Origin of the sequence: Rhizobium sp. AP16 (assembly GCF_000281735.1) — a bacterium.
GTDB classification, from domain to species: Bacteria; Pseudomonadota; Alphaproteobacteria; order Rhizobiales; family Rhizobiaceae; genus Rhizobium; species Rhizobium rhizogenes.
The window spans coordinates 1-21,668 of sequence record NZ_AJVM01000075.1 but is presented as its reverse complement, the minus strand read 5'-3'; the positions used below and the strand labels follow the sequence as shown (position 1 = coordinate 21,668).

Sequence of the window (21,668 nt, the reverse complement as noted above, 5' to 3'; positions counted from 1 at the left end):
CCGGACGTAGAACCATGAACGACAAGACCGAAACATCAGCCCTCTCCTCCGACGCAACGGAAGTTCGCGCCCAGAAGCTGAAGCTGCTGCGCGAAAAGATCGGCGACGTCTATCCGGCGCATTTTCACCGGACGCTGACCAATGCCGAACTGACGGCGAAATATGAGGGCCTGGAGCCGGACACCGAAACGACCGATGTCGTCACCGTTGCCGGCCGCGTCTACTCGTCGCGCAATTCCGGCATGTTCATGGATATCCATGACGCCTCCGGCAAGATCCAGATCTTCAGCCACAAGGACGTCACCGGCGAAGACGCCCGCGCCCTGCTGCCGATGATCGATATCGGCGACATCATCGGCGTCACCGGCGTCGTTCGCCGCACCAAGCGCGGTGAGCTGACGATCAATGCGCAGCAGATCACCATGCTGACCAAGTCGCTGCTGCCGATGCCCGAGAAGTGGCATGGCCTGTCCGACATCGAGCTGCGCTACCGCAAGCGCCATCTCGACATCATGACCAACGAGGAATCCAAGCTCCGCTTCCAGCAGCGCAGCCGCATCGTCTCCGGCATCCGTCGCTTCATGGAAGATGACGGCTTCATGGAAGTCGAGACGCCGATGCTGCATTCGGTCTATGGTGGCGCAACAGCCGAGCCGTTCAAGACGCATCACAACACGCTGAAGCTCGACATGTACCTGCGCATCGCGCCGGAATTGTTCCTGAAGCGCACGCTGGTTTCGGGCCTCACCGACAAGGTGTTCGAGATCAACCGCAATTTCCGCAATGAAGGCGTCTCCACCCGGCACAATCCAGAATTCACCATGATGGAATGCTACTGGGCCTATGCCGACTACGAGGACATCATGGACCTCGTCGAGCGTCTATTCTCGACGCTGGCGATGTCGATCCACGGCAGCACGGAATTTGCCTTCGGCGACAAACAGATTTCCTTCAAGGGTCCGTTCCGCCGCGTGCCCATGCCTGACGCCGTCAAGGAAGCGACCGGCATCGACTTCCTGGCGCTCAAGACCGACGAAGAAGCTCGCGCCGCCTCCAAGGCCGCCGGCTTCGCCGTCGAAAAGGACGCCACCTGGGGCGAATGCCTCGCCTTCATCTTCGAAGAGAAGGTCGAAGGCACGCTGATCCAGCCGTCGCACGTCACGCATTTCCCGAAGGACATCTCGCCCTTCGCCAAGGAAGTGCCGGGCGAACCGCGCCTCGTCGAACGCTTCGAGACCTATTGCAACGCGTGGGAACTCGGCAACGCCTTCTCGGAACTCAACGATCCGGAAGAGCAGCGCGCCCGCATGGTCGAGCAGCTCGAACAGGCGCATGCACGCGGCGAGAAGCAGAAGGAATTGGACGAGGAATTCCTCGACGCTATCGACCAGGGCATGCCGCCCGCCGGCGGCCTCGGCATCGGCGTCGATCGCCTGATCATGCTGCTGACCAACTCCCCGTCGATCCGCGACATCATCCTGTTCCCGGCACGCCGCGCCAAGGCGGACTGAGCCGGCTTCGCCAAGCCAGCATAGAAAAAACAAAGGCCGCCATGGTTACCCTGGCGGCCTTTGTCGTTCATTCGATAGCGCCTATGCGTATTCCACCCAGACACCGCCCGCATCGGCGGAACGCACGCAGTTCTCCACCCATCGCACGCCCTCAAGGCCGGCATGGACATCGGGAAAGCCGAGCCCTTCCATTCCGGCCGGCGTGAGGCCGCGCTGCCCATCGATGGCAAAACCGAAGCGGCGGTAAAGATTGGCCCAGGCTTCGAACAGACCCTCCGGATGACCGCCGCCGATACGGTCGTCGATCCGAGCCTCCGGATAGAGATAGTCCATGCCTCGCTCGAGGACACGCACAGGCTCGCCCTGGATCTCGTAGGAGAGCTGATTGGGACGCTCGTCCCACCATTCGACGCTCGCCTTCGACCCGACGATGCGGACCTTCTGGCCATGCATGGAGCCGGCATTGACGGCGCTCGACCAGACGGTCGCGAGCGCGCCGTTGTCATATTCCATCAGGGTCACGGCATTGTCCTCAAGCGGCGCCCGGCTCTTGACGAAGCTCTGGCGCGTGCACATCAAGCGCTTGATCTTCAGATGTGGCAGGATGACTTCCGAGATATAGAGCGGATGTGTCCCGACATCGCCGAGCACATAGCTCGGACCGGCGAATTTGGGATCGACGCGCCAGCGCGTGGATGGGTTCAGCTCCTCGACCGCCGCACTATGGAAACCATGGGCGAACTGCAGATTGACGATACGGATCTCGCCGAGATCGCCGTTCTTCACCATGGCCCGCGCCTGTTCGATCATCTGGTGCCCGGCATAACCATAGGTGACGCCGACGATGCGGTTCCGCACCTCCGAAAGCGCCTTCAGCTCTTCGGCCTCGGCAACGGTGAAGCAAAGCGGCTTCTCGCAGACGACATGCAGATTATACTCGAGCGCCGCCTTGCAGATGGCGAAATGGGTGTTGTTCGGGGTCGCGATCGAGACAGCCTCGATGCCATCTGGCCGCTTGGCCTCTGCGGCAAACATGGCCAGATAATCCGGATAGCTGCGCGCTTCGTCGAGCCCGAGCTCCACACCGAAGGCACGGCCGCGCTCCGGGTCGATATCGAAGGCGCCGGCCACGAGTTCGAATATGCTGTCCCTGAGTGCCGCCGAACGATGGATATAGCCGATCTGGCTGCCGCGCCCGCCTCCGACCATGCCCCAGCGGATCGGCTTTCTCTTCAGTCCTGACATTACCCTATTCCCTGTTCCTAGAAGCCGACCGACCGCAGATAATCGCGGCTTTCCTTCACATCCTCGAGGCTCCCCGCAACGCTCAACGGATCGCGCTCCTGCTCGACAGTGATGAAACCGCGATAGCCGATCTCGTCGAGTGCCCGCTTCACCTCGGGATAGTCGATGATGCCCCGGCCGATCGGGCACATGACGCCCTGGGCGCAAGCCTCGAAGAAGCGGATCTTCTCGCCGAGCACGCGCTCGAACACAGCCTGGTCGATATCCTTGAAATGGACGTAGTCGAGCCGGTCCGCATAGCGGCGCAACGTCTCCACGGGATCCATGCCGGCATAATAGGTATGACCGGTATCGAGGCAGAAACCTGCCATCTCCGCCGGTAGGTCGCTCGCGATCCGCTCGATCTCGTCGGCGAACTCGATATAGCCGCCGGCATGGGGATGGATGACGGCGCGGACACCGTATTTGTCCCGGGCAAGCTCGGCGATGGCCTTGATGTTGGCGACCATGCCGGCCCAGTCGTTGTCGGTGAGCCGTGGCGCGCGGTCGGAATGACCGGCGGCGTAATCCCTCTCGTCATGACCCCAGTCCATGACGGTCAGATAGGGCGTCTTGAACCGCTGTCCGTCAACCTGCTCCGGCTGTGGCAGCCTGGCGATCACGGCGCAGATCTCGTCCGTCTGCCGGAGCAGGTTCTGGCGATTGTCCGGAGAAACCAGATCGTCGAAGATCGTTCCGGCGACGATGAAGAGATTGCGCTCGGAGAGTGCCTTGGCGACCCGCTGATGGTCGAGCGGCACATAGCCATACGGCCCAAGTTCAAGACCGCCATAGCCGGCAGCGGCAGCTTCGTCGAAGACGCGCTCCCAGGCGGGCAGGTTCGGATTTTTAACGTCATCCACGCCCCAGCAGCATGGAGCAGTCGTAATCGTGATGGTCACGGGGTCATTCCCTGTCTGATATCGGTAAGGTCGAACGGCGGCCGGTGATCAGGCGCGTTTCGCTGACCAGTATTTGTCGACGTATGTCTGGATTTCCGAGCGCATGAACTTTCCGGAAGCGTCAGCCCGCTCTTCCCAGCCGAAGACGCAGGCCGTGACGATACCGTCGAAGCCGACCGCCGCCAGCGACGAGAAGAAGACATCCCAGTCGATCTCGCCCTGGTACATGTCCATGTGCTGGTGGATCGTCACCTTCGCGCCCGGCGGATTGACGATGTAGCGAAGGCCCGAGGACGCCTTGTGATTATAGGTGTCGGCCACATGCACATGGTTGATCAGCGGACCCGCATCGCGGATCATCTTCGCCATGTCATCGCCGAAATAGAAGGTGTGCGGTGCGCAGTAGAGGAACTTCACCTTGTCGGAACCAATCGTCTTCAGCATGTCGATCGCCGGATGCAGCGTCTCACACCAGTCTTCCGGATGCGGCTCCATGTTGAGGGTCACGCCTTCCTTTTCGAAGACCGGAACGAGTTCCTCGATCGAGCGCCACCAGGCCGCCTCGCTGTGTTCGTGGGTATGCATGCCGCCGCAGCAATTGGAGCGGTGGCTTCGGTCGGGCGAAGGGCCGCGGCCGAACTCCGAGTTCATCGTGTCGCAATCCATCTCGACGGCGATCCGGATCGCTTCCTTCCAATAGCTAACTGCCGCCTGCCGCTCATCTTCGTGCGGGCTTGCCCAGCGATACATCGGCAGGAGCGATGCGAGCTTGACTCCGTGGTCCTTCAGCGCCGACTTGAATTCGGCGATGCGTTCCTTGTGGGCACGCGGGCGCACCCACCAGGGAAGGAAGTCGTCGCGCGGCGACAATTCGATATGGTCATAGCCAAGCTCCGCTGCCTTGCGGCAAAGCTGATCGAGCGGCAGGTGCCGGTGCATATGCGGGTCGAGTGCGATCTTCATGGGGCTCCTCCGTCATCCGCTCAACCATGAGAGGGCCAGCGGATGATCTTTCGTCTGGATCGTTTTAGGGATTCGGTTTTCCTCCCGAATTGCCCGGAGGATAGGCCCGCGCCATGCCGGCTCTCCAATCCTTCCTTGATCAAATTTGATCATTGGCGTAGGGCAGCATGGATGCAGGGCTGAACTGGTACGGTCGGAGGAGTGGGATGACGAAGGTCACCTTGAAGGATGTGGCGGAAGAGGCCGGCGTCGGTACGGCCACGGTCGAGCGCGTCGTCAATGGCCGTGGCGGCGTCCGACCCGAAACCGTGGAAAAGGTGTTTCTCGCCGCCAAAAGGCTGAACTACCGGCATGCGCTGTCGAATGCCCATCGCGGCCTGATCCGGATCGAGGTGATCCTGGTGCGGCCGGAAACCAGCTTCTATTCGCGGATGAACCAGGCCTTCGAGCGCATCGCCGCCTCGCTCGACCATGGCATCGTCGTTCACCGCACCTTTGCCCGGGAAAACGACCCGGCGGACTTCGCCCACTATATCGCCAATCCAAAAGTGCGCAGATCGGCGCTGATTGTCGTAGCACCAGACCATCCGGACGTGGTTACCAGCGTCAGACAGGCGCGAGACCTTGGGATTCCCGTCGTCCAGATCATGACCTGCCCGGCGCCGGAGCTGCCCTATGTCGGGATCGACAACTATGCGGCCGGCCGCACCGCCGCGTACTATATGTCACGCATGCTGGCCGGACAGGCGGGCGCCTTCGTCGCGCTCTGCCATAGCGGCGCCTACGAGAACCACAAGGAGCGCATCCGCGGGTTCTCCGCCTATCTTGCCGAGCAGGGCTCGAACGCCCACGCCTTCACCGAGGTGATGTTCGATCTCGACGACGAGCACAATGCCATGGAGCTGCTGCGCAATGCACTTGACCGCGACCCCAGCATCATCGGCGTCTACAGCGCCGGCGGCGACAATGTCGCGGTTGCATCCGTTCTCCGGCAAAACCGGCAACGAGGGATCTTCTGGGTCGGCCATGAACTCACCGAGCAGACACGCAGCTACCTGCGCCAGGGCATCCTGTCGATCGTGCTGGATCAGGCGCCGGAGATCCAGGCGCGCCGATCGATCGACCTGACGTTGAAGACACTGGGCCTGATCGACGTCGAGGTCAGCGCCGAGCCCGTGCGCTTTCTCACCGTAACCTCGGAGAACCTCTGAACCAATCGCGGTTACGGGTGGCCATTGCCTCCAGATGGCGTATAAGTCCCGCCAACTGCGGTGACGTCTTCGCCGCCCCAAATCAAAGGTGCCAATCCATGACCGACAACACGACCGCAGACACCGATAACGAACAGCAGCGGCTGGCCGATCTTGCCGAGATCGGTGATGTCGATCTGTCTCAATTCGTACCGGGGACCTTCGGCTGCCACGAGGCAATGCATACGGCCTCACTCATGCTCGACATGACCGACGATCACCTGCTGCAACACCCCGCCATCCTCGCCGATCCGGAATTCTACCGTCTCGCCGGCAATGTTCACGAGGCGCTGTTCGCCCTCTATCAGGCCATCGGCGAAAAGCATCTGGCGGACTAAGGATCTTCATCGTCGGCCCCGAAGCGGCGACGTTAGGCCGGCTCAGTTCGTCACCGGCGACGGCCGGCTGCTGGCGCCCGTCATTGTCGGGTCGAGACCCAGCGGCGGTGCCGCCTTCGGGTCGGTGGCATCCACGCCGATGAATTCATCGCCTTTGTCAGTCTCGGGCGGTACGTTGCCGGTCGTCGCGGGCTCGTGGGGTTTAGGCGGAGCATGGGCGGCTTCCTTGGCTGCCGCCTTCTCTTCCGCCGCCATTGCGGCCTTACGCTTATCCGTCTTGGCGTCGCCCTTTTCGTTCTCGGCTGCCAGCGGATTGTCGCAATCGCTGTAATTTTTCAACGCCGCCAGCGTCTCGTCGATATCGGTGGGCAGCATGTTGATCTGCTCGCCGTAGAACAGGCCCTGAGCACTTGCGCCGCCATTGTAATAACGAGCCGTGACCGGCGCTTCGACGGCGCCACCCGCGACCTTGTCGGGATGCGGCACATAGACGACATCGGCGCCCAGCGCCCGGCCGCGAATATCAGATCGCAACGTCGGCCCATTCTTGTCGAGAACCACCACCTGAACGAGATCCGGCTTCTGCTCCTCATAAACAGCCTTGGCGACACGTAATGCTGTTTTCACACGCGTCAGGCCATCGGTCGGATCCGTGCGGATATATTTGCGCACCCAGAAGCGATTTTCCTTGCGGATGGTGATGAGGCTAACGTCGCTGCACTCGAGGCCATTTGGGGAGGCCGAGACAAAACCCTGGAGCCTGTCCTTGCCCAGATAAAGCGCGAAAGCGCCGGAGGAGCCTATCAACAAGGCCACTCCGCCGATGAGGACGACAAGCTTCCGGGGGGACCGGAACATATGCAGTAAGGCGCTCACGCCAACTGCTCCAGCATAAAGCACTCCAACGCGACAAGGTGATTGATCCTCACGTTAGGGATGTGGCGTTTCGGAATGCTTAAAACAGAGATGAAACTTGTGTCACTCTCGCTGCTTTTACCAAAAAAGGTCCAGATTTTTCAGACCGATGCCGGTGCTTGCCTTCTACGGTTCGGCCATGCTCTAACCGGGACATGGCGTTCACCTTGAGACAGCTTCAGTATTTCGTCGCCGTGGCGGAACAGGGCTCGGTCACCCGCGCCGCGCAAAACCTGTCGATCTCGCAATCCTCCGTCACCGAAGCCCTGAAAGAACTGGAAAGCGATCTCGGCGTCGAGCTGTTCGACCGCCATCCCCGTGGCCTCTCCATCACCCATAACGGCCACCAGTTCCTGCGCCACGCAACGAAGATCCTCGCGACCGTTTCCGACGCCCGCACCAGCTTTTCCGGCCAGCAGAATGCGACCGGCGGCACCCTGAACATCGGCGTCACCTCGCTCGTCGCCGGCTATGTACTGTCCGACCTGCTCGCACGCTATCGCCGCGCCTGCCCCGGCGTCGAGGTCAGCGCCATCGAGGATAATGGCGGCTATCTCGAACATCTTCTGGTCGGTGGCGAGCTCGACGTCGCCGTCATGGTCATTTCCAACCTGCGCGACCGCATGGCATTGCAGGCCGAAATCATCGAGACATCCCCCTACCGCCTCTGGCTGCCCATGGGTCATCCCCTCGTTTCCGCCGATATCATCAGCGTCGCCGACATCACCCGCGAACCGCTGATCATGCTGACCATCGACGAGATCGAGGAAAACACCGGCAAGCTGCTGACAGCACTTGGCGCCCGCCCGCATGTGGCCTTCCGCACCCGCTCCGTCGAGGCCGTGCGCAGCCTGGTCGCCACCGGCGCCGGCGTGGCGCTGCTGCCGGACCTCGTCTACCGCCCCTGGTCGCTGGAAGGTGATCGCATCGAAAGCCGCGACGTCTCCGGCTCGCTGCCGGTCGTCCAGGTCGGCATGGTTTGGCGAAAGGGCTCCAGCCTGCCCCAAGCCGCCCGCGATTTCGTCGGTGTCGCCGAAAGCATGCGCTCGGGGCGGCAGCGATAGGCGAGCGTGATCCCGAAAAGTGTGAAGCGGTTTTCGAACGAGATCACGCTCAATCAAATAAGGGAACCTATCGGAAATTCCGATATCGACTTTCTGATAAATGAATTTGCGAATACGGCAAAATCGCGTCACCTTTTTCTCCGGGAACAAAACGCCAGACACTGGCTTCAGTAGCAACTGGCTCAAAAACCGGGAGACTCCGATGAAGCATTTGCTGAAATCATGCACTGCTGCACTCGCATGCCTAAGCTTCGCCACGCAGGTCATCGCCGCCGAACCGCTGAAGACGCTCGGCAAGGGCGAAGGCGCCGTCAGCATCGTTGCCTGGGCCGGCTATATCGAGCGCGGCGAGAGCGACAAGAATTACGACTGGGTGACCGGCTTCGAGAAAGAGACCGGCTGCAAGGTCAGCGTCAAGACCGCCGCGACATCGGATGAAATGGTGGCGCTGATGAACGAAGGCGGCTTCGACCTCGTTACAGCCTCGGGTGACGCGTCGCTGCGTCTCGTTGCCGGCAAGCGCGTCCAGCCGATCAACATCGACCTGATCCCGAGTTGGAAAAACCTCGACGACCGGTTGAAGAATGCTCCCTGGAACACGGTGAACGGCGTCCACTACGGCGTACCCTATCTCTGGGGGCCGAACGTGCTGATGTACAATACCGATGCCTTCAAGGATCAGGCGCCGAAGAGCTGGAACGTCGTCTTCGAGGAAATGACCCTGCCGGACGGTAAGTCGAACAAGGGCCGCGTCCAGGCCTATGACGGTCCGATCTATATCGCCGACGCCGCTCTTTATCTCATGGCCCACAAGCCGGAGCTCGGTATCAAGGATCCTTACGAACTCAACGAAGACCAGTATAAGGCAGCCCTCGACCTGCTGCGCGGTCAGCGCAAACTGGTCAGCCGATACTGGCATGACGCGATGATCCAGACGGACGATTTCAAGAACGAAGGCGTCGTCGCCTCCGGCTCCTGGCCGTTCCAGGTCAACCTGCTGCAGGCCGACAAGCAGAAGATCGCCTCGACCTTCCCCGACGAAGGCGCGACCGGTTGGGCCGATACGACCATGCTGCATGTCGACAGCGAGCACCCGAACTGCGCCTATATGTGGATGGAACACTCGTTGCAGGCCAAGGTCCAGGGCGACGCCGCCGCCTGGTTCGGCGCGGTACCCTCGGTTCCCGCCGCCTGCAAAGGCAACGAGCTCTTGACCGACAGCGGTTGCGCCACCAACGGCTATGACCACTTCGACAAGATCAAGTTCTGGAAAACCCCAGTCGCCAAGTGCACGAGCGAGAGCGAGTGCGTTCCCTATCATCGCTGGGTTTCCGACTATATCGGCGTGATTGGGGGCAGATAGCTCACGCCGATCACGGCGATCGCCTCTCCACCGCAAGGGGTGGCGATCCCGCCGGGACGATGAGGGGAGCGGCATACCAAGCCCCTCGTCGCCTCGCCAAGCCCTCCTCTGAAGGAAGAGGGCAAGGTGGAAATATATGCCCGTCATCTCTGCATATCCTTGGAGCATCCCATGACCGCCGTTCGTTTCCAGCAGGTATCGCGCCATTTCGGCCAGGTCCGCGCCGTCGACCGCGTCGATCTGGAGATCGCGCCCGGCGAATTCTTCGCCATGCTCGGCCCCTCCGGCTCCGGCAAGACCACCTGCCTGAGACTGATCGCCGGCTTCGAGCAGCCGACCGGCGGCCATATCGAGATTTTCGGCGAGACCGCCGAGGGCGTGCCGCCCTATCGGCGCAACGTCAACACCGTGTTTCAGGACTACGCCCTGTTTCCGCACCTCAACATCCTCGACAACGTCGCCTACGGGCTGATGGTCAAGGGTATCGGCAAGGCCGAGCGGTGGAAGGCTGCCGAACAGGCACTGGAAATGGTGAAACTGCCGGGCTATGGCGCCCGCCGCCCCGGCCAGCTCTCCGGCGGCCAGCGCCAGCGCGTGGCGCTCGCCCGCGCGCTCGTCAACAAGCCGAAGGTCCTCCTGCTCGACGAACCGCTCGGCGCGCTGGACCTGAAACTGCGCGAGCAGATGCAGGAGGAGCTGAAGAGCCTGCAACGGGCGCTCGGCATCACCTTCGTCTTCGTTACCCATGACCAAGGCGAGGCGCTGTCCATGGCTGATCGTGTTGCCGTCTTCAACAATGGCAAGATCGTGCAGGAAGGCACACCGCACGACATCTATCAGCGGCCGAAGACCCGCTTCGTCGCCGATTTCGTCGGCTCCTCCAATGTGCTTGCGCCCGAGACCATGTCATCGCTCGGCGGAGAACGCCGCTGGGCAAGCCTGCGGCCCGAGGCCATTCGTCTTGGCGACAGCGCCGGCCTTGCCGCCACCGTGCAGGCAACCAGCTTCCTCGGCGCCGCCACCCGCCTCTCCGTCGAAGCATACGGCACGCGGCTGCATGTCACCGTGCCGGCCGGCCAGCCGATCCCGGAACCCGGCGCCTCGATCCGCCTCGCCTGGGCACCTGCCGACGTGCACTATATGGACGACGCCGCATGACGATGGCGAGCATCACCACAGCTGCGCCGGCTCCCACCTCGATCCTGCCAAGCCGCGGCGGGTTCTTCGGCCGCCTTTCGGATCTCTTCTGGCGCCGCCCTAAACTCTTCCTTTTCCTGATGCTGACGCCGCCGCTCCTCTGGCTCGGCATTATCTATATCGGCGCGCTGATCGCCCTGCTGTTGCAGAGCTTCTTCTCGATCGACGACTTCTCAGGAATGGTGAACTACGAATTCACGCTCTCGACCTACGCGCAGCTTCTGAATTCCGCCAACTTCGACATCATTGTCCGCACCGTCGTCATGGCAGCGCTGGTGACCATCGCCTCCGCCTTCGTCGCCTTCCCCATCGCCTATTATGCGGCGCGCTACGCACAGGGAAAATGGAAGGCGCTGTTCTATCTCGGCGTCATGCTGCCGCTCTGGTCGAGCTATCTGGTCAAGGTCTACGCCTGGAAGCTGATCCTCGCCAAGGAGGGCATCCTGACCTGGCTTTTCGGTAAGCTCTACCTCGGCTGGCTGCTCGATAGCCTACTTGCTTTGCCCGTCATCGGCGGCAATTCGCTTTCGGTGAGCTATATCGGCACCTTCCTGGTCTTCGTCTATGTCTGGCTGCCCTACATGATCCTGCCGACGCAGGCCGCTCTCGAGCGCGTGCCGGCCAATCTGCTCGAAGCCTCCTCCGATCTCGGTGCAGCGCCGAACCAGACCTTCCGCACCGTGCTGCTGCCGCTGGCACTGCCCGGCATCGTCGCCGGCTCGATCTTCACCTTCTCGCTGACATTGGGCGATTACATCATTCCGCAGATCATCGGCTCGTCGCGCCTCTTCATCGGCCAGGCCGTCTATGCGCAGCAGGGCACGGCCGGCAATGTGCCGCTGGCCGCCGCCTTCTCGGTCGTACCGATCGTCATCATGGCCATCTATCTCTGGATCGCCAAGAAGCAGGGGGCCTTCGATGCGCTCTGATCGCGGCCAACGCGCCTCGCTACCCCTGAAGACTGCCGCCGGCTGCGGCCTGCTCTTCCTGCACCTGCCGATCCTGCTGATCTTCGTCTATGCCTTCACGACGGAGGAAAAGAGCTATCAGTGGCCGCCGCCGGGCTTCACGCTGCAATGGTTCGGCATTGCCTGGAACCGACCGGATGTCTGGTCGTCGCTGGCACTGTCGGTGCAGGTTGCCACCATCGCCACCGCCATTGCCCTGGTGCTCGGCACGCTTTGCGCTGCCGCCGTCAGCCAGACGAAATTCTTTGGCCGTGAGGCGATCTCGCTGCTGGTCATCCTGCCGATTGCGCTGCCCGGCATCATCACCGGCATCGCGCTGCGCTCGGCCTTCAGCCTGTTCGACATTCCCTTCTCGGTCTGGACCATCGTTCTTGGCCACGCCACCTTCTGCGTCGTCGTGGTCTATAACAACGCCGTCGCCCGCTTCCGCCGCACCTCCGGTTCGCTGATCGAGGCCTCGATGGACCTTGGCGCCGATGGCTTCCAGACCTTCCGCCATGTCATCCTGCCGAATATCGGCACGGCGCTGCTGGCCGGCGGAATGCTCGCCTTCGCCTTGTCCTTCGACGAGGTCATCGTCACCACCTTCACCGGCGGCCAGCAAATGACGCTGCCGATCTGGATGCTGCAGGAGCTCATTCGCCCGCGCCAGCGCCCCGTCACCAATGTCGTCGCCATGGTCGTGGTGCTCGTCACCTTCCTGCCAATCCTGGCAGCCTATTATCTTACCCGCGACGGCGACCAGATCGCCGGCGGCGGCAAATAAAGGGAGATTATTATGGATACCCAGATGCTGATCGGCTCCCGCTTCGAGGCCGGCACGGAGACGGAAGAGCATATCCTCAACCCGAAGACCGGCGAGACCGTGCTCGACTTGCCTGAGGCATCACTCGGCCAGATCGATGCCGCCGTCGACGCCGCCGAAAAGGCCTTCACGAGCTGGTCACAGACGACGCCCGGCCAACGCTCCGCCTATCTCCTGAAGATCGCCGACGCCATCGAGAGGGAGGCTGAGGGCTTTGCGGCGCTAGAAGCACTGAACTGCGGCAAGCCGATCAATGCCGTGCTCAACGACGAAATCCCGGCCATCGTCGATTGCTACCGCTTCTTTGCCGGTGCGGTACGCAACCTGCATGGCCCGGTCGCCGGCGAATATCTGCCCGGCCACACCTCGATGATCCGCCGCGACCCGATCGGCATCGTCGGCTCGATCGCACCCTGGAACTATCCGCTGATGATGATGGCCTGGAAGCTGGCCCCGGCGATTGCCGGCGGCAACACCGTCGTTTTCAAGCCTTCCGAGCAAACGCCACTGACGGCGCTGAAGATGGCAAAGCTGCTGGCAGACATCCTGCCCGAAGGCGTCGTCAACGTCATCCTCGGCCGTGGCGAAAGCGTCGGTAACGCGCTGATCAATCATCCGAAGATCGGCATGGTCTCCATCACCGGCGATGTCGCGACGGGTAAGAAGGTATTGCAGGCCGCTGCCAAGACAGTGAAGCGCACGCATCTCGAACTTGGCGGCAAGGCGCCCGTCATCGTCTTCGACGATGCCGATATCGACGCCGTCGTCGCCGGCATCCGGACCTTCGGCTATTACAATGCCGGCCAGGACTGCACCGCCGCCTGCCGCATCTATGCCGACGCCAAGGTCTACGACAATTTCGTCGCCGACCTCACCTCCGCCGTCTCCAGCATCAAGTTCAACCTCGCCGACGACACCGAGAACGAAATCGGCCCGTTGATCTCCAAACGCCAGCGCGACCGCGTCGAAAGCTTCGTCACCCGCGCCGCCGAACACAAGCACATGGAAATCACCACCGGCGGCAAGACGTCCGGCGAACGCGGCTTCTTCTACGCTCCGACCATCGTCGCCGGCGCGACGCAGGATGACGAAATCGTCCGCCGCGAAGTCTTCGGCCCCGTCGTCTCCGTCACCCGCTTCACCAATCCCGACGACGCCGTCACCTGGGCCAATGACAGCGACTACGGCCTCGCCTCCTCCGTCTGGACCAAGGACATCAGCCGCGGCATGCAGACCGCCGCCCGCCTGCAATATGGCTGTACCTGGATCAACACCCACTTCATGCTGGTCAACGAAATGCCGCATGGCGGGCTGAAGCAATCCGGCTATGGCAAGGACATGTCGGTCTACGCGCTGGAGGACTACACGGCCGTGCGGCATGTGATGATCAATCACGGGTGAGGAGCGGTTCGGCGCAGCCGAAGCAATCGACCCACTGGGTCGATTGCAGCAACGAACGCCCTGAGCCTAAGCGAAAGGCCGGCTGGTGCCGCAGATCGGGAGCGCGCATCCAGGTCTGAGCCTCACCAGTTCCGCATACCTTCACTCACGTCGCGTAGGGGTTAATCTTTACGAGGCACGGCCCTTGTGCGGCGATCCCTTGCCGCCTGGGTAAAGGCGCGAAGCGCTTTTTTCTGGAAGGCCGCGCTGAAGCTGCCGAGGCGACCGTTCGGATCGAAGTAAAACGATCCCTCCATCAGGTCATGATTGTACTCGTCAAGTATGACCCATAACGGCATATCGTCGAGACCGGCCCGGCGTCGCTCGATCTGCGGGACTTCCAGTGCCAATCGATCGGCCGCGGGCTGGCTGGAGGTAATCGGCAGGATGAAAAGATTGGTCTTGCCGTCCTTATCTGTGACGACGGCGACCAATGAGACTGGGCGGGGCTTGCGTCCTTCAGTCTCGCGGGCCTCATGTTGCCAGCGCCAGAGATAATCATAGCGCCAAATATCCCCCGCCTCGGGCCTAGTCACGCTCCATATCCTCGGCCTCGCCGCTCAAGACACTTTCGAGCAGAGCCAGATGCTCAGCAGGCATTTCCTCGACGGCATAGCTGCGACGCGGATCATTGGCGAAGCGCGCCTCATAGGCTTCAATGCTCATCAGCACGTACCGCGTCTTGCGATGCTTGGTAATTGAAACAGGCTCCTGGCTGGCGGCGGCAAGCACATCGCCCAAACTCTGCTTCAGATCCGTGGATGCATAAGACTTCATCAGGCAACCTCCAATGGTCTATTTTAGACAAAATAGACCATTTAGATCATATAGACAATATCTATGGGAAACCGGCCCAATTCCGTCAGATGGGTTGCCGATTGACAACCCGAGTTATCTAGCTGCATCGGAACAATTTCCCCTTTCAAGCGTCTCTACTGAACGCAACGCAGAGGAGATTTCCGCATGCTGAAATGGGCCATTATATTTTTCGTGATTTCCCTGATCGCCGGCTTTTTCGGCTTTTCGGGCGTTTCCGCCGCAACGGCGACGATTGCCCGTGTGCTCTTCGCGATCTTCCTGATCGTCTTCCTGGTGTTCCTGATCCTGGCCGTCATGGCTGGCAACGCCGTACTGTGACAATCGGCAATGCCTTGAAGGGGCGAGCTATACCAAGCTCGCCCCGACATTGATCGCCAGCGCCAGGATCGTCGTGTTGAACAGGAACGACAGGATGGAATGCAGCAGCACCAGCTTGCGCATGCTGACCGAGGAAACGCCGATATCGGCGGTCTGAGAAGCGACACCGATGGTGAAGGAGAAATAGAGAAAGTCCCAGTAGATCGGCTCCTCCACCGGCGCGGCGAACACCAGTCCCTCCCCCTTGCCCGGCCCGCCATAAAAGCGGTGTGCGTAGTGGATGGTGAAAAGAATGTGCAGAAATGCCCAGGAGATCAGGATCGTCACGATCGCCATCGCCACGCGGAAAAACGCGACGTCGGGTGGTGCATCCTTGATGCCGAGCAAATCCAGGGCGATGCCTCCAATGCTGGCAACCGCCGCGGCGATCGACAGGAACAGCAGCAACGCATCCGAAAAATCAAGATCGGCGGAACGCTTGCGGATAAGGCGCGCGTCGGCCGTCAGCATGCGATAGAGGCTGAACACGATATAGATGATGGCGGTCGCATTCCACGCGATGAGCATATTGCCCGCGTTCACTGTGCGCGAGGTCAAAAGCAGGAAAACCGCCACGCCGATCGCAATGGCGACGAGGATCACCTGGTGCTTGCGCAGCAGCACGAGGCCTCTGGAACGATGCAGCTGTCCGTCCACGCCCATGGCGTTCTCCCGATTGCAACTCGTCTCTCAGACATCGATTCGCCGATGAGAGTGGCAAATAAAAGGAGACCCCGCAATGCGGAGCCTCCGATCCGAAGGAAGATGGCGCTCAGGCTGTCCAGCCGCCGTCGATGACGTGGATCTGGCCGGTGGTGAAGCCCGCCTCGTCGCCGGCGAGATAGGTTACCAGCGCCGCGATTTCCGTGGCCTTGGCGATGCGGCCCATCGGCTGGCGAGCAATGAAATCGGCCATTGCCTTTTCGTAGTCGCCGGTGGCGCGCAGGCGATCATGCAGCGAAGGGCTGTCGACCGTGCCAGGGCAAATAGCATTGGCGCGGATGCCCTTGGAGACGAAATCGGCGGCGATCGACTTGGTAAGCCCAATGACGGCGGCCTTGGAGGCGCAATAGGCAAAGCGGTTCGGCACACCCTTCACGCTGGAGGCGACAGACGCCATGTTGACGATTGAGCCCTTGCCCTTTTCCAGCATGCCCGGCAGGAAGGTACGGCAGGTCGTGTACATCGCCTTGGCATTGAGGTTGAAGGAGAAATCCCAGTCCTTCTCTTCGCAGTCGAGGATGGTGCCGGCATGCACGAAGCCGGCGCAATTGAAAAGCACGTCGATCGGGCCGATCTCGCTGGCGTAAGCCTTGACCGCCGCGCCGTCGAGCACGTCCAAAACATGCGTGCTGGCGCCTTCCAGCGTCGAGAGCGTCTGCTCGTTAATATCGGTGGCGTAGACATGCGCGCCGAGCGAGATGAAGCGTTCCGCCGTCGCCCGGCCGATGCCTTGACCCGCCGCCGTGATGACGACCTTCTTGCCTTCCAATCCGTGACCCATAATCCTGATCCTTTCCTCCATGGCTTGATTCCGATCCGGAGAAGCCCAAGGCCATCTCCGGATAAGAACAAGCAAAAACAGACAGCTAGAGCCGTTCCACACTAGCCTTCAAACGATTGCGCAAAGCGCCGGTTGAGTTTGTCGATAAGGACTGTATGCCGCTCGGCGGTGCACAGTCCATGGGTAATAATGTCCGAAGCCTCGCTTTGAAACGCCATATAGCCGTCATGACGTGGCCGGACATAGGCGCCCTCCAGCGTGGCCCGCGTGTTGCGATAGAAATCGAGCGCCGGCACGTTGACGGCATCGCTGACCCAGGCATGCGAATGGCCCGGCTGGCCGTTGCTCGCGGCATAGGTTGTCGCCTGCACCCGCCCGCCGGCGATCCAGCGCGCAAAGGCTTTTGCCTCTTCCGGCGCCCGCGTCGCAGCCGAAACGGCAATGCCCGTACCGCCGAGCGCAGATCCATTGGGAACGCGGCCGTCGATCACCGGCATATCGGCAAAGGCGATACGCGCCGGTCGGAATCCGGCGAAGGAATAGCTGACATAGCCGTATATGAAGGGGGAGACATCATAGGGGCTATCCGGCTCGCCCATCAGGTCGAACACGGCGATGGGGTCCATCTCATAGCAGCTGATATCCATGCCACTGAGGACCCGCGCCATCCAGTCGAGCACGACTTCGCCATCCGCCCTGGCGATAAATTCCGGCCCTTCGATATTGCAAGGCGTGCCGAGATGCGCCGCGAGGGTGAAGAAAGTCATCAGCACATGCGGCGAGCGCATCGGCAGGATCGCCTTGCCCTTCGCTGCAAGCCGCACGATCTCGGCGAGATCGGTGATCGGCCCACTCAACCGATCGGGTCGGTAAGCCTGAACTTGCGTTGCCGCATCGATCGGGAAGGCCCATTGCCGGCCCTGCCAATGATAGCTCGGATAGGAGCGACCGACCGTACCGGCGGCGATTGCGGCAAGTTCGCCGGCATGCTCCACGTCATCGAGCGGCAGCAGGCAGTTTTCGCGAGTGATCTGGCCGACATGCGGATGATCGATGACGATCAGGTCATAGGCGGCGGCAAGCTCTTCGACCGGAAAGGTCTCGAAATCCTGCAGCGAACGCTTTTCCCAGGCGATCTCCACACCAGTCTTTTCCAGCCAGAGCTTCGAGCAGGCCACCATCGGATCGTAGCCGCGCGGATGCGACCAGGTCATTCCCTTGAGCTTCACCATCAGCCTGCTGCCTTGCGCTCGACGATCAGGATATGGTCGGCGGCGAGCACAACCTCGTCGCGCTGATTGAGCACCTCGCAACGCTCGACCACCCGGCCGGATGCCGGGCGCTTCGGATCGTCCTCTTTCGCCGATATCGTCACCCGTGTGCGGATCGTGTCGCCGATGTGCACCGGCCGGATAAAGCGCAGCCGGTCGTAGCCATAAGAGAAGGCGACAGGGTTGATCAGCGAGGCCGTCAGCCCAACGCCGATCGAGAAGATCATCGTGCCATGCGCGATACGCTGACCGCCCGGCAGTGTCTTGGCGAACTCCGCATCCATGTGATGCGGAAAGAAATCGCCGGTATGGCCGGCATGGACGACAAAATCCGTCTCGGTGATCGTCCGCCCGGTGGTTAACCTGACATAACCGAGTTCGTAGTCTTCGAAATGGATCGTTTGCTCAGCCATCGCTCACACCTTCGGAAGTTCGGCAATCGGCGTCGCCGGAGCGGCACTCGATTGATAGGCGGCTTCGACCAGCGCCATGGTCTGCCAGGCATCCTCGACGGAGCCGATCAGCTCTTTGTCCTCGCCAGAGGCGAAACGCTGCAGGTTGGCCATGCGGTTGACGAAAGCATCCGGGAACCAGGCGCCTTCGAGCTTCACCTCGGCCCAATCGCTCCCGCCATCAGGCTTAATCCACAGCTCGTCGGGCTCGCCGCGCGGATAGTCGAGATTGACGCCGAGCTTGATATAGGCCGCACCCTTGGTGCCCGAGATGCGGAACTCGCACGCCTGGAACTTGCGGCCGAAATCATGGTCGTGATTGACCGAGAGCACGCAGCGCACCTTGTCACCATAATCAAGGATCGCGGCGGTGCGCGTCTGCGCCATCTCGTGGTTCGGATGGCCGATGGTCTTGGCATGCACGCCCAAGGGATTGCCGAGCAGGCCGCGAATGAAATCGAGATAGTGGATCGAGTGCATGGCAATCTCGATGCGCGGTAGGCCTTTCAGAAACGCCCAGAGCCCCCAGGGTGTCGCCAGCGCCAGCCAGGCATCGAAGTCGACGACCTCGCCGAGATAGCCTTTCTCGACCGCATCATGGAGCGCCAGCATCATCGGTGCGAAGCGAAGCTGAAAATTCACCGCCGCCTTGATATCGCGTTCGCGGCAGACCTTCAGTATCTCCGTCGCCCCGGCAAGATCGCTACCCATCGGCTTCTGGATCAGGGTAAAAGAGCCGCGCGGCAGCTTGGCAAGAATGGCGGCATGGGCGGCGGGCGGCGTCGCCAGGTCGAAGATCGCCCCTTCGACAGCCAGCGCCTCGGCCTCGGTCGTGAAAGCGCGGATGCCCCATTGATCCGCCAGGGCCTGCGCCTTTTCCGCATTTGGATCGTAAAGCCCCACAACCGGAAAGCCGCTCTTTTTGTAAGCCGGCAAATGGGCGTCGCCAACGATGCTGCCAGCACCGAAGATCACGATGGGACGTGGGGTACTGGGCTTGGGCCACCATTGGCGGAGGGATTGGGGATCGAAGGTCATTGTGCATCCTCAAAAGTCGCAGGCATTCGATCTTCGGCTTGGTAAGGCGAGGCGAAAATATTGGCCTGGGAGTTCGCGGAAACTATGTACCCCCCTCTGTCACTTCGTGACATCTCCCCCACAAGGGGGGAGATCGTTCGGTGCGTTTTGCACCACCCCAGGAAACGAATGGCTGCGTTGTCAGCAGATTCGATGCCGGCTGATTGCAAGAGATAGCCGCGAGTTACCAATCTCCCCCCTCGTGGGGGAGATGTCAGCAAAGCTGACAGAGGGGGGTATCCTTTCCGCAATCTCCCCACCCGCGAAATGGGGGACTCTCGTTGGAAATTATCCATGATGAAACACCTCCTCCATCATCGCCCACCACTCGCCTTGCTTGCGGGTCTCGAACGGCTTCTGGCAGGGGATACAGACCGACCACCATTCCTGATTCTTCGGGCTTGCCGCCATCTTGGCCATATCGGCCTCGAAATCCGTGCCGACATATTCCCAATAGCCGAAGAGCAGGTTTTCCGGCTCTTTCAGGAAGATCGAATAGTTGGTGATGTTGCATTCGGAGATCAGCGCAAGAACCTCGGGCCAGACGGCCGCATGCAGGCGCTTGTATTCCTCGACCTTTGCCGGCTCCAGGCCGATCACCATCCCCATCCGCTGCATGACCGTGTTCTCCCTCAGCCGTGAATCTCTCTGGTGAACTCACCGATCGAACGCGCCTTCACCGCCTCCCAATCCCAGGCGATGCCGATGCCGGGCTCGGAGGGCGCAAGCGCCTTGCCGTCGACTATGTCCATGCCCTTGGTGGTGAGGTCGTCAAGCTGCGGGATATATTCGACATATTTCCCGTTCGGCACGGCGCAGACCAAGCTGACATGCAGCTCCATCAGGAAATGCGGGCAGACCGGAATGTCGAAGGCTTCCGCCGCATGCGCCACCTTCAGCCAGGGTGTGATACCGCCGATGCGGGCGACGTCGACTTGCACGATCGAGCAGGCGCCTTTCTGCATATATTCGCGGAAGTGCCGGATCGAATAGATGGATTCCCCAACCGCAATCGGCGTCGGCGTCGAGCGGGTCAGGCGGATATGACCATCGAGATCGTCGGCCGGCAGCGGTTCCTCGATCCAGGCGAGATCGAGCTCCTTCAGCCGCGCGGCCCGGCGGATTGCCTCGTCGACGGTAAAGCCCTGATTGCAGTCGGTCATGATTTCGAAGCCGGACCCCAGAGCCAGACGCATCGCCGACAGGCGATCATAATCCTCCGAGCCATGCGGCTTGCCGATCTTCACTTTCGAGCCGGAGAAGCCCTTGGCCTTCGCCTGCAGGGCGTCCTCGACCAGGGTTTGCCTGTCGATGTGCAGCCAGCCGCCCTCTGTCGTGTAGAGCGGGCAGCGATCTCTGGCGCCGCCGGCGAGCTTCCACAGCGGCAGGCTCTGCTTTTTGGCGCGCAGGTCCCAGAGCGCGGTATCGACAGCGGCAAGCGCCAGCGCCGTGATCGCGCCGATGGTCGTTGCGTGCGTGGCGAACTCCATTTTATGCCAGATCGCCTCGATGCAATCGGCATCCTCGCCGATCAAGAGCGGCGCCAGATGATCGGCCAACAGCCGCATCACCGACGATCCGCCGGTGCCGATCGTATAGCTGTAACCGGTGCCGACTGTGCCATCGCTGTCGGTGATGGTGACGATCGGCGTTTCCTGGCTGGCGAAGCTCTGGATCGCATCCGTCCGCTTTACCTTCGGCGGCAGGTCGACCATGCGTAGTTCAATTTTCTCGATGCGGGCCATGTCTCGCCTCCCTCGCTCAGATCGCCAGGCTCTTGCCGGTTTCGATGGAGAAGAGATGGGCTTGACTGAGGTCGAAGCTCATCTTCAGCTGCTCGCCGCTCTTCAAGCCACGCGGATTGAGCATGCGTGACACCCATTCGCGGCCGCCGAACTCGACGAAAACAAGGGTTTCGTTGCCGAGCGGCTCGGTGATGGCGACCGGCAGCGTCACCTCATGCACCGCCGCTTCCGCGCCCGAATGCAGACCATGGCCGGTGGGGAAAATATCGTCCGGGCGCAGGCCGAAGGCGACCTTCTCGCCATCCTTGACCCGATCCGTGAATTGGGCCGGCAGCGGCAGCCTGTCGCCATTCTTGAACACCAGCGCGCCGGCAGACACCAGCGCCTCCTCGATATTCATCGGCGGCGAGCCGATGAAGCCGGCGACGAAGCGGGTAGCGGGG

The 21,668-nt window shown here is 61.4% G+C and carries 24 protein-coding genes; 10 read left to right on the top strand and 14 right to left on the bottom strand.

Going from position 1 to position 21,668, the window contains the following annotated elements; genetic code table 11:
- Positions 1 to 14 precede the first annotated feature (14 nt).
- On the top strand, positions 15 to 1,511 hold the full coding sequence (lysS, locus tag PMI03_RS25960) for a lysine--tRNA ligase (protein ID WP_007700724.1): 1,497 nt from the start codon (positions 15 to 17) through the stop codon (positions 1,509 to 1,511).
- An 81-nt stretch (positions 1,512 to 1,592) separates the two neighbouring features.
- Here lysS and PMI03_RS25955 read toward each other — a convergent pair whose 3' ends face one another.
- Genes PMI03_RS25955 through PMI03_RS25945 form a run of 3 tightly spaced genes read right to left on the bottom strand, consistent with a single transcriptional unit; the run spans position 1,593 to position 4,660 of the window.
- Positions 1,593 to 2,756: a Gfo/Idh/MocA family protein gene (locus tag PMI03_RS25955; RefSeq protein ID WP_007700720.1), complete on the bottom strand. Its 1,164-nt coding sequence runs from the start codon at positions 2,754 to 2,756 to the stop codon at positions 1,593 to 1,595.
- 17 nt (positions 2,757 to 2,773) lie between these two features.
- Positions 2,774 to 3,697: a TIM barrel protein gene (locus PMI03_RS25950; protein ID WP_007700717.1), complete on the bottom strand. Its 924-nt coding sequence runs from the start codon at positions 3,695 to 3,697 to the stop codon at positions 2,774 to 2,776.
- Positions 3,698 to 3,745: 48 nt separating this feature from the next.
- Positions 3,746 to 4,660, bottom strand: a complete 915-nt coding sequence (locus tag PMI03_RS25945; RefSeq protein ID WP_007700713.1) for a sugar phosphate isomerase/epimerase — start codon at positions 4,658 to 4,660, stop codon at positions 3,746 to 3,748.
- Between the two features lie 206 nt (positions 4,661 to 4,866).
- Between PMI03_RS25945 and PMI03_RS25940 the strand changes: the two genes are divergently transcribed.
- Positions 4,867 to 5,871: a LacI family DNA-binding transcriptional regulator gene (locus PMI03_RS25940; protein ID WP_007700710.1), complete on the top strand. Its 1,005-nt coding sequence runs from the start codon at positions 4,867 to 4,869 to the stop codon at positions 5,869 to 5,871.
- Positions 5,872 to 5,969: 98 nt separating this feature from the next.
- Entirely contained in the window at positions 5,970 to 6,248 is a 279-nt protein-coding gene (locus PMI03_RS25935) for a hypothetical protein (RefSeq protein ID WP_007700707.1), read from the top strand.
- A gap of 42 nt (positions 6,249 to 6,290) precedes the next feature.
- Here the strand turns inward: PMI03_RS25935 and PMI03_RS25930 are convergent, their stop codons facing one another.
- The gene (locus tag PMI03_RS25930) at positions 6,291 to 7,124 is read right to left on the bottom strand and encodes a hypothetical protein (RefSeq protein ID WP_007700704.1); all 834 of its coding nucleotides are present in this window, start codon (positions 7,122 to 7,124) and stop codon (positions 6,291 to 6,293) included.
- A 194-nt stretch (positions 7,125 to 7,318) separates the two neighbouring features.
- On the opposite strand from PMI03_RS25930, the gene PMI03_RS25925 reads away from it, so the two are divergent.
- The 6 genes from PMI03_RS25925 (at position 7,319) to PMI03_RS25900 (ending at position 13,961) form a co-directional block, all read left to right on the top strand.
- Positions 7,319 to 8,227, top strand: coding sequence for a LysR substrate-binding domain-containing protein (locus tag PMI03_RS25925; protein ID WP_007700700.1), 909 nt, complete (start codon positions 7,319 to 7,321; stop codon positions 8,225 to 8,227).
- Positions 8,228 to 8,429: 202 nt separating this feature from the next.
- Positions 8,430 to 9,590, top strand: coding sequence for an ABC transporter substrate-binding protein (locus tag PMI03_RS25920; RefSeq protein WP_007700696.1), 1,161 nt, complete (start codon positions 8,430 to 8,432; stop codon positions 9,588 to 9,590).
- Between the two features lie 171 nt (positions 9,591 to 9,761).
- Entirely contained in the window at positions 9,762 to 10,748 is a 987-nt protein-coding gene (locus PMI03_RS25915; protein ID WP_007700693.1) for an ABC transporter ATP-binding protein, read from the top strand.
- A complete protein-coding gene (locus tag PMI03_RS25910; RefSeq protein ID WP_007700690.1) occupies positions 10,745 to 11,716 on the top strand; it encodes an ABC transporter permease in 972 nt (323 codons plus the stop codon). The genes PMI03_RS25915 and PMI03_RS25910 overlap by 4 nt, the downstream gene beginning before the upstream one ends.
- Positions 11,706 to 12,521, top strand: coding sequence for an ABC transporter permease (locus PMI03_RS25905; RefSeq protein WP_007700687.1), 816 nt, complete (start codon positions 11,706 to 11,708; stop codon positions 12,519 to 12,521). The genes PMI03_RS25910 and PMI03_RS25905 overlap by 11 nt, the downstream gene beginning before the upstream one ends.
- 12 nt (positions 12,522 to 12,533) lie before the next feature.
- The gene (locus PMI03_RS25900) at positions 12,534 to 13,961 is read left to right on the top strand and encodes a gamma-aminobutyraldehyde dehydrogenase (RefSeq protein ID WP_007700684.1); all 1,428 of its coding nucleotides are present in this window, start codon (positions 12,534 to 12,536) and stop codon (positions 13,959 to 13,961) included.
- Positions 13,962 to 14,122: 161 nt separating this feature from the next.
- Here PMI03_RS25900 and PMI03_RS25895 read toward each other — a convergent pair whose 3' ends face one another.
- Entirely contained in the window at positions 14,123 to 14,536 is a 414-nt protein-coding gene (locus tag PMI03_RS25895) for a hypothetical protein (RefSeq protein ID WP_007700681.1), read from the bottom strand.
- Positions 14,529 to 14,777: a type II toxin-antitoxin system prevent-host-death family antitoxin gene (locus PMI03_RS25890; RefSeq protein WP_007700679.1), complete on the bottom strand. Its 249-nt coding sequence runs from the start codon at positions 14,775 to 14,777 to the stop codon at positions 14,529 to 14,531. The genes PMI03_RS25895 and PMI03_RS25890 overlap by 8 nt, the downstream gene beginning before the upstream one ends.
- Positions 14,778 to 14,963: 186 nt before the next feature.
- Between PMI03_RS25890 and PMI03_RS31220 the strand changes: the two genes are divergently transcribed.
- Entirely contained in the window at positions 14,964 to 15,137 is a 174-nt protein-coding gene (locus tag PMI03_RS31220; RefSeq protein WP_007700677.1) for a DUF1328 domain-containing protein, read from the top strand.
- Between the two features lie 27 nt (positions 15,138 to 15,164).
- On the opposite strand, the gene PMI03_RS25880 is transcribed toward PMI03_RS31220, so the two are convergent.
- From PMI03_RS25880 to PMI03_RS25845, 8 genes are all read right to left on the bottom strand, one after another.
- Entirely contained in the window at positions 15,165 to 15,839 is a 675-nt protein-coding gene (locus PMI03_RS25880) for a DUF1345 domain-containing protein (protein WP_007700674.1), read from the bottom strand.
- A 109-nt stretch (positions 15,840 to 15,948) separates the two neighbouring features.
- Positions 15,949 to 16,680: an SDR family oxidoreductase gene (locus tag PMI03_RS25875; protein WP_007700671.1), complete on the bottom strand. Its 732-nt coding sequence runs from the start codon at positions 16,678 to 16,680 to the stop codon at positions 15,949 to 15,951.
- A 101-nt stretch (positions 16,681 to 16,781) separates the two neighbouring features.
- Positions 16,782 to 17,915, bottom strand: coding sequence for an extracellular solute-binding protein (locus PMI03_RS25870; RefSeq protein ID WP_309574486.1), 1,134 nt, complete (start codon positions 17,913 to 17,915; stop codon positions 16,782 to 16,784).
- Complete coding sequence (locus PMI03_RS25865; protein ID WP_007700666.1) at positions 17,912 to 18,364, bottom strand: MaoC/PaaZ C-terminal domain-containing protein; 453 nt, start codon at positions 18,362 to 18,364, stop codon at positions 17,912 to 17,914. Before PMI03_RS25865 ends, PMI03_RS25870 begins: the two co-directional genes overlap by 4 nt.
- A 3-nt stretch (positions 18,365 to 18,367) precedes the next feature.
- Positions 18,368 to 19,441 carry a Gfo/Idh/MocA family protein gene (locus PMI03_RS25860; RefSeq protein ID WP_007700664.1) on the bottom strand — a complete coding sequence of 358 codons (1,074 nt, stop codon included), beginning with the start codon at positions 19,439 to 19,441 and terminating at the stop codon, positions 18,368 to 18,370.
- A 327-nt stretch (positions 19,442 to 19,768) separates the two neighbouring features.
- Positions 19,769 to 20,098, bottom strand: coding sequence for an L-rhamnose mutarotase (locus PMI03_RS25855; RefSeq protein ID WP_007700661.1), 330 nt, complete (start codon positions 20,096 to 20,098; stop codon positions 19,769 to 19,771).
- A 14-nt stretch (positions 20,099 to 20,112) separates the two neighbouring features.
- Positions 20,113 to 21,225: a mandelate racemase/muconate lactonizing enzyme family protein gene (locus PMI03_RS25850; RefSeq protein ID WP_007700659.1), complete on the bottom strand. Its 1,113-nt coding sequence runs from the start codon at positions 21,223 to 21,225 to the stop codon at positions 20,113 to 20,115.
- Positions 21,226 to 21,241: 16 nt separating this feature from the next.
- Positions 21,242 to 21,668 (bottom strand): TOBE domain-containing protein (locus PMI03_RS25845; protein WP_007700655.1); only part of this gene is annotated, 427 nt, incomplete at its 5' end.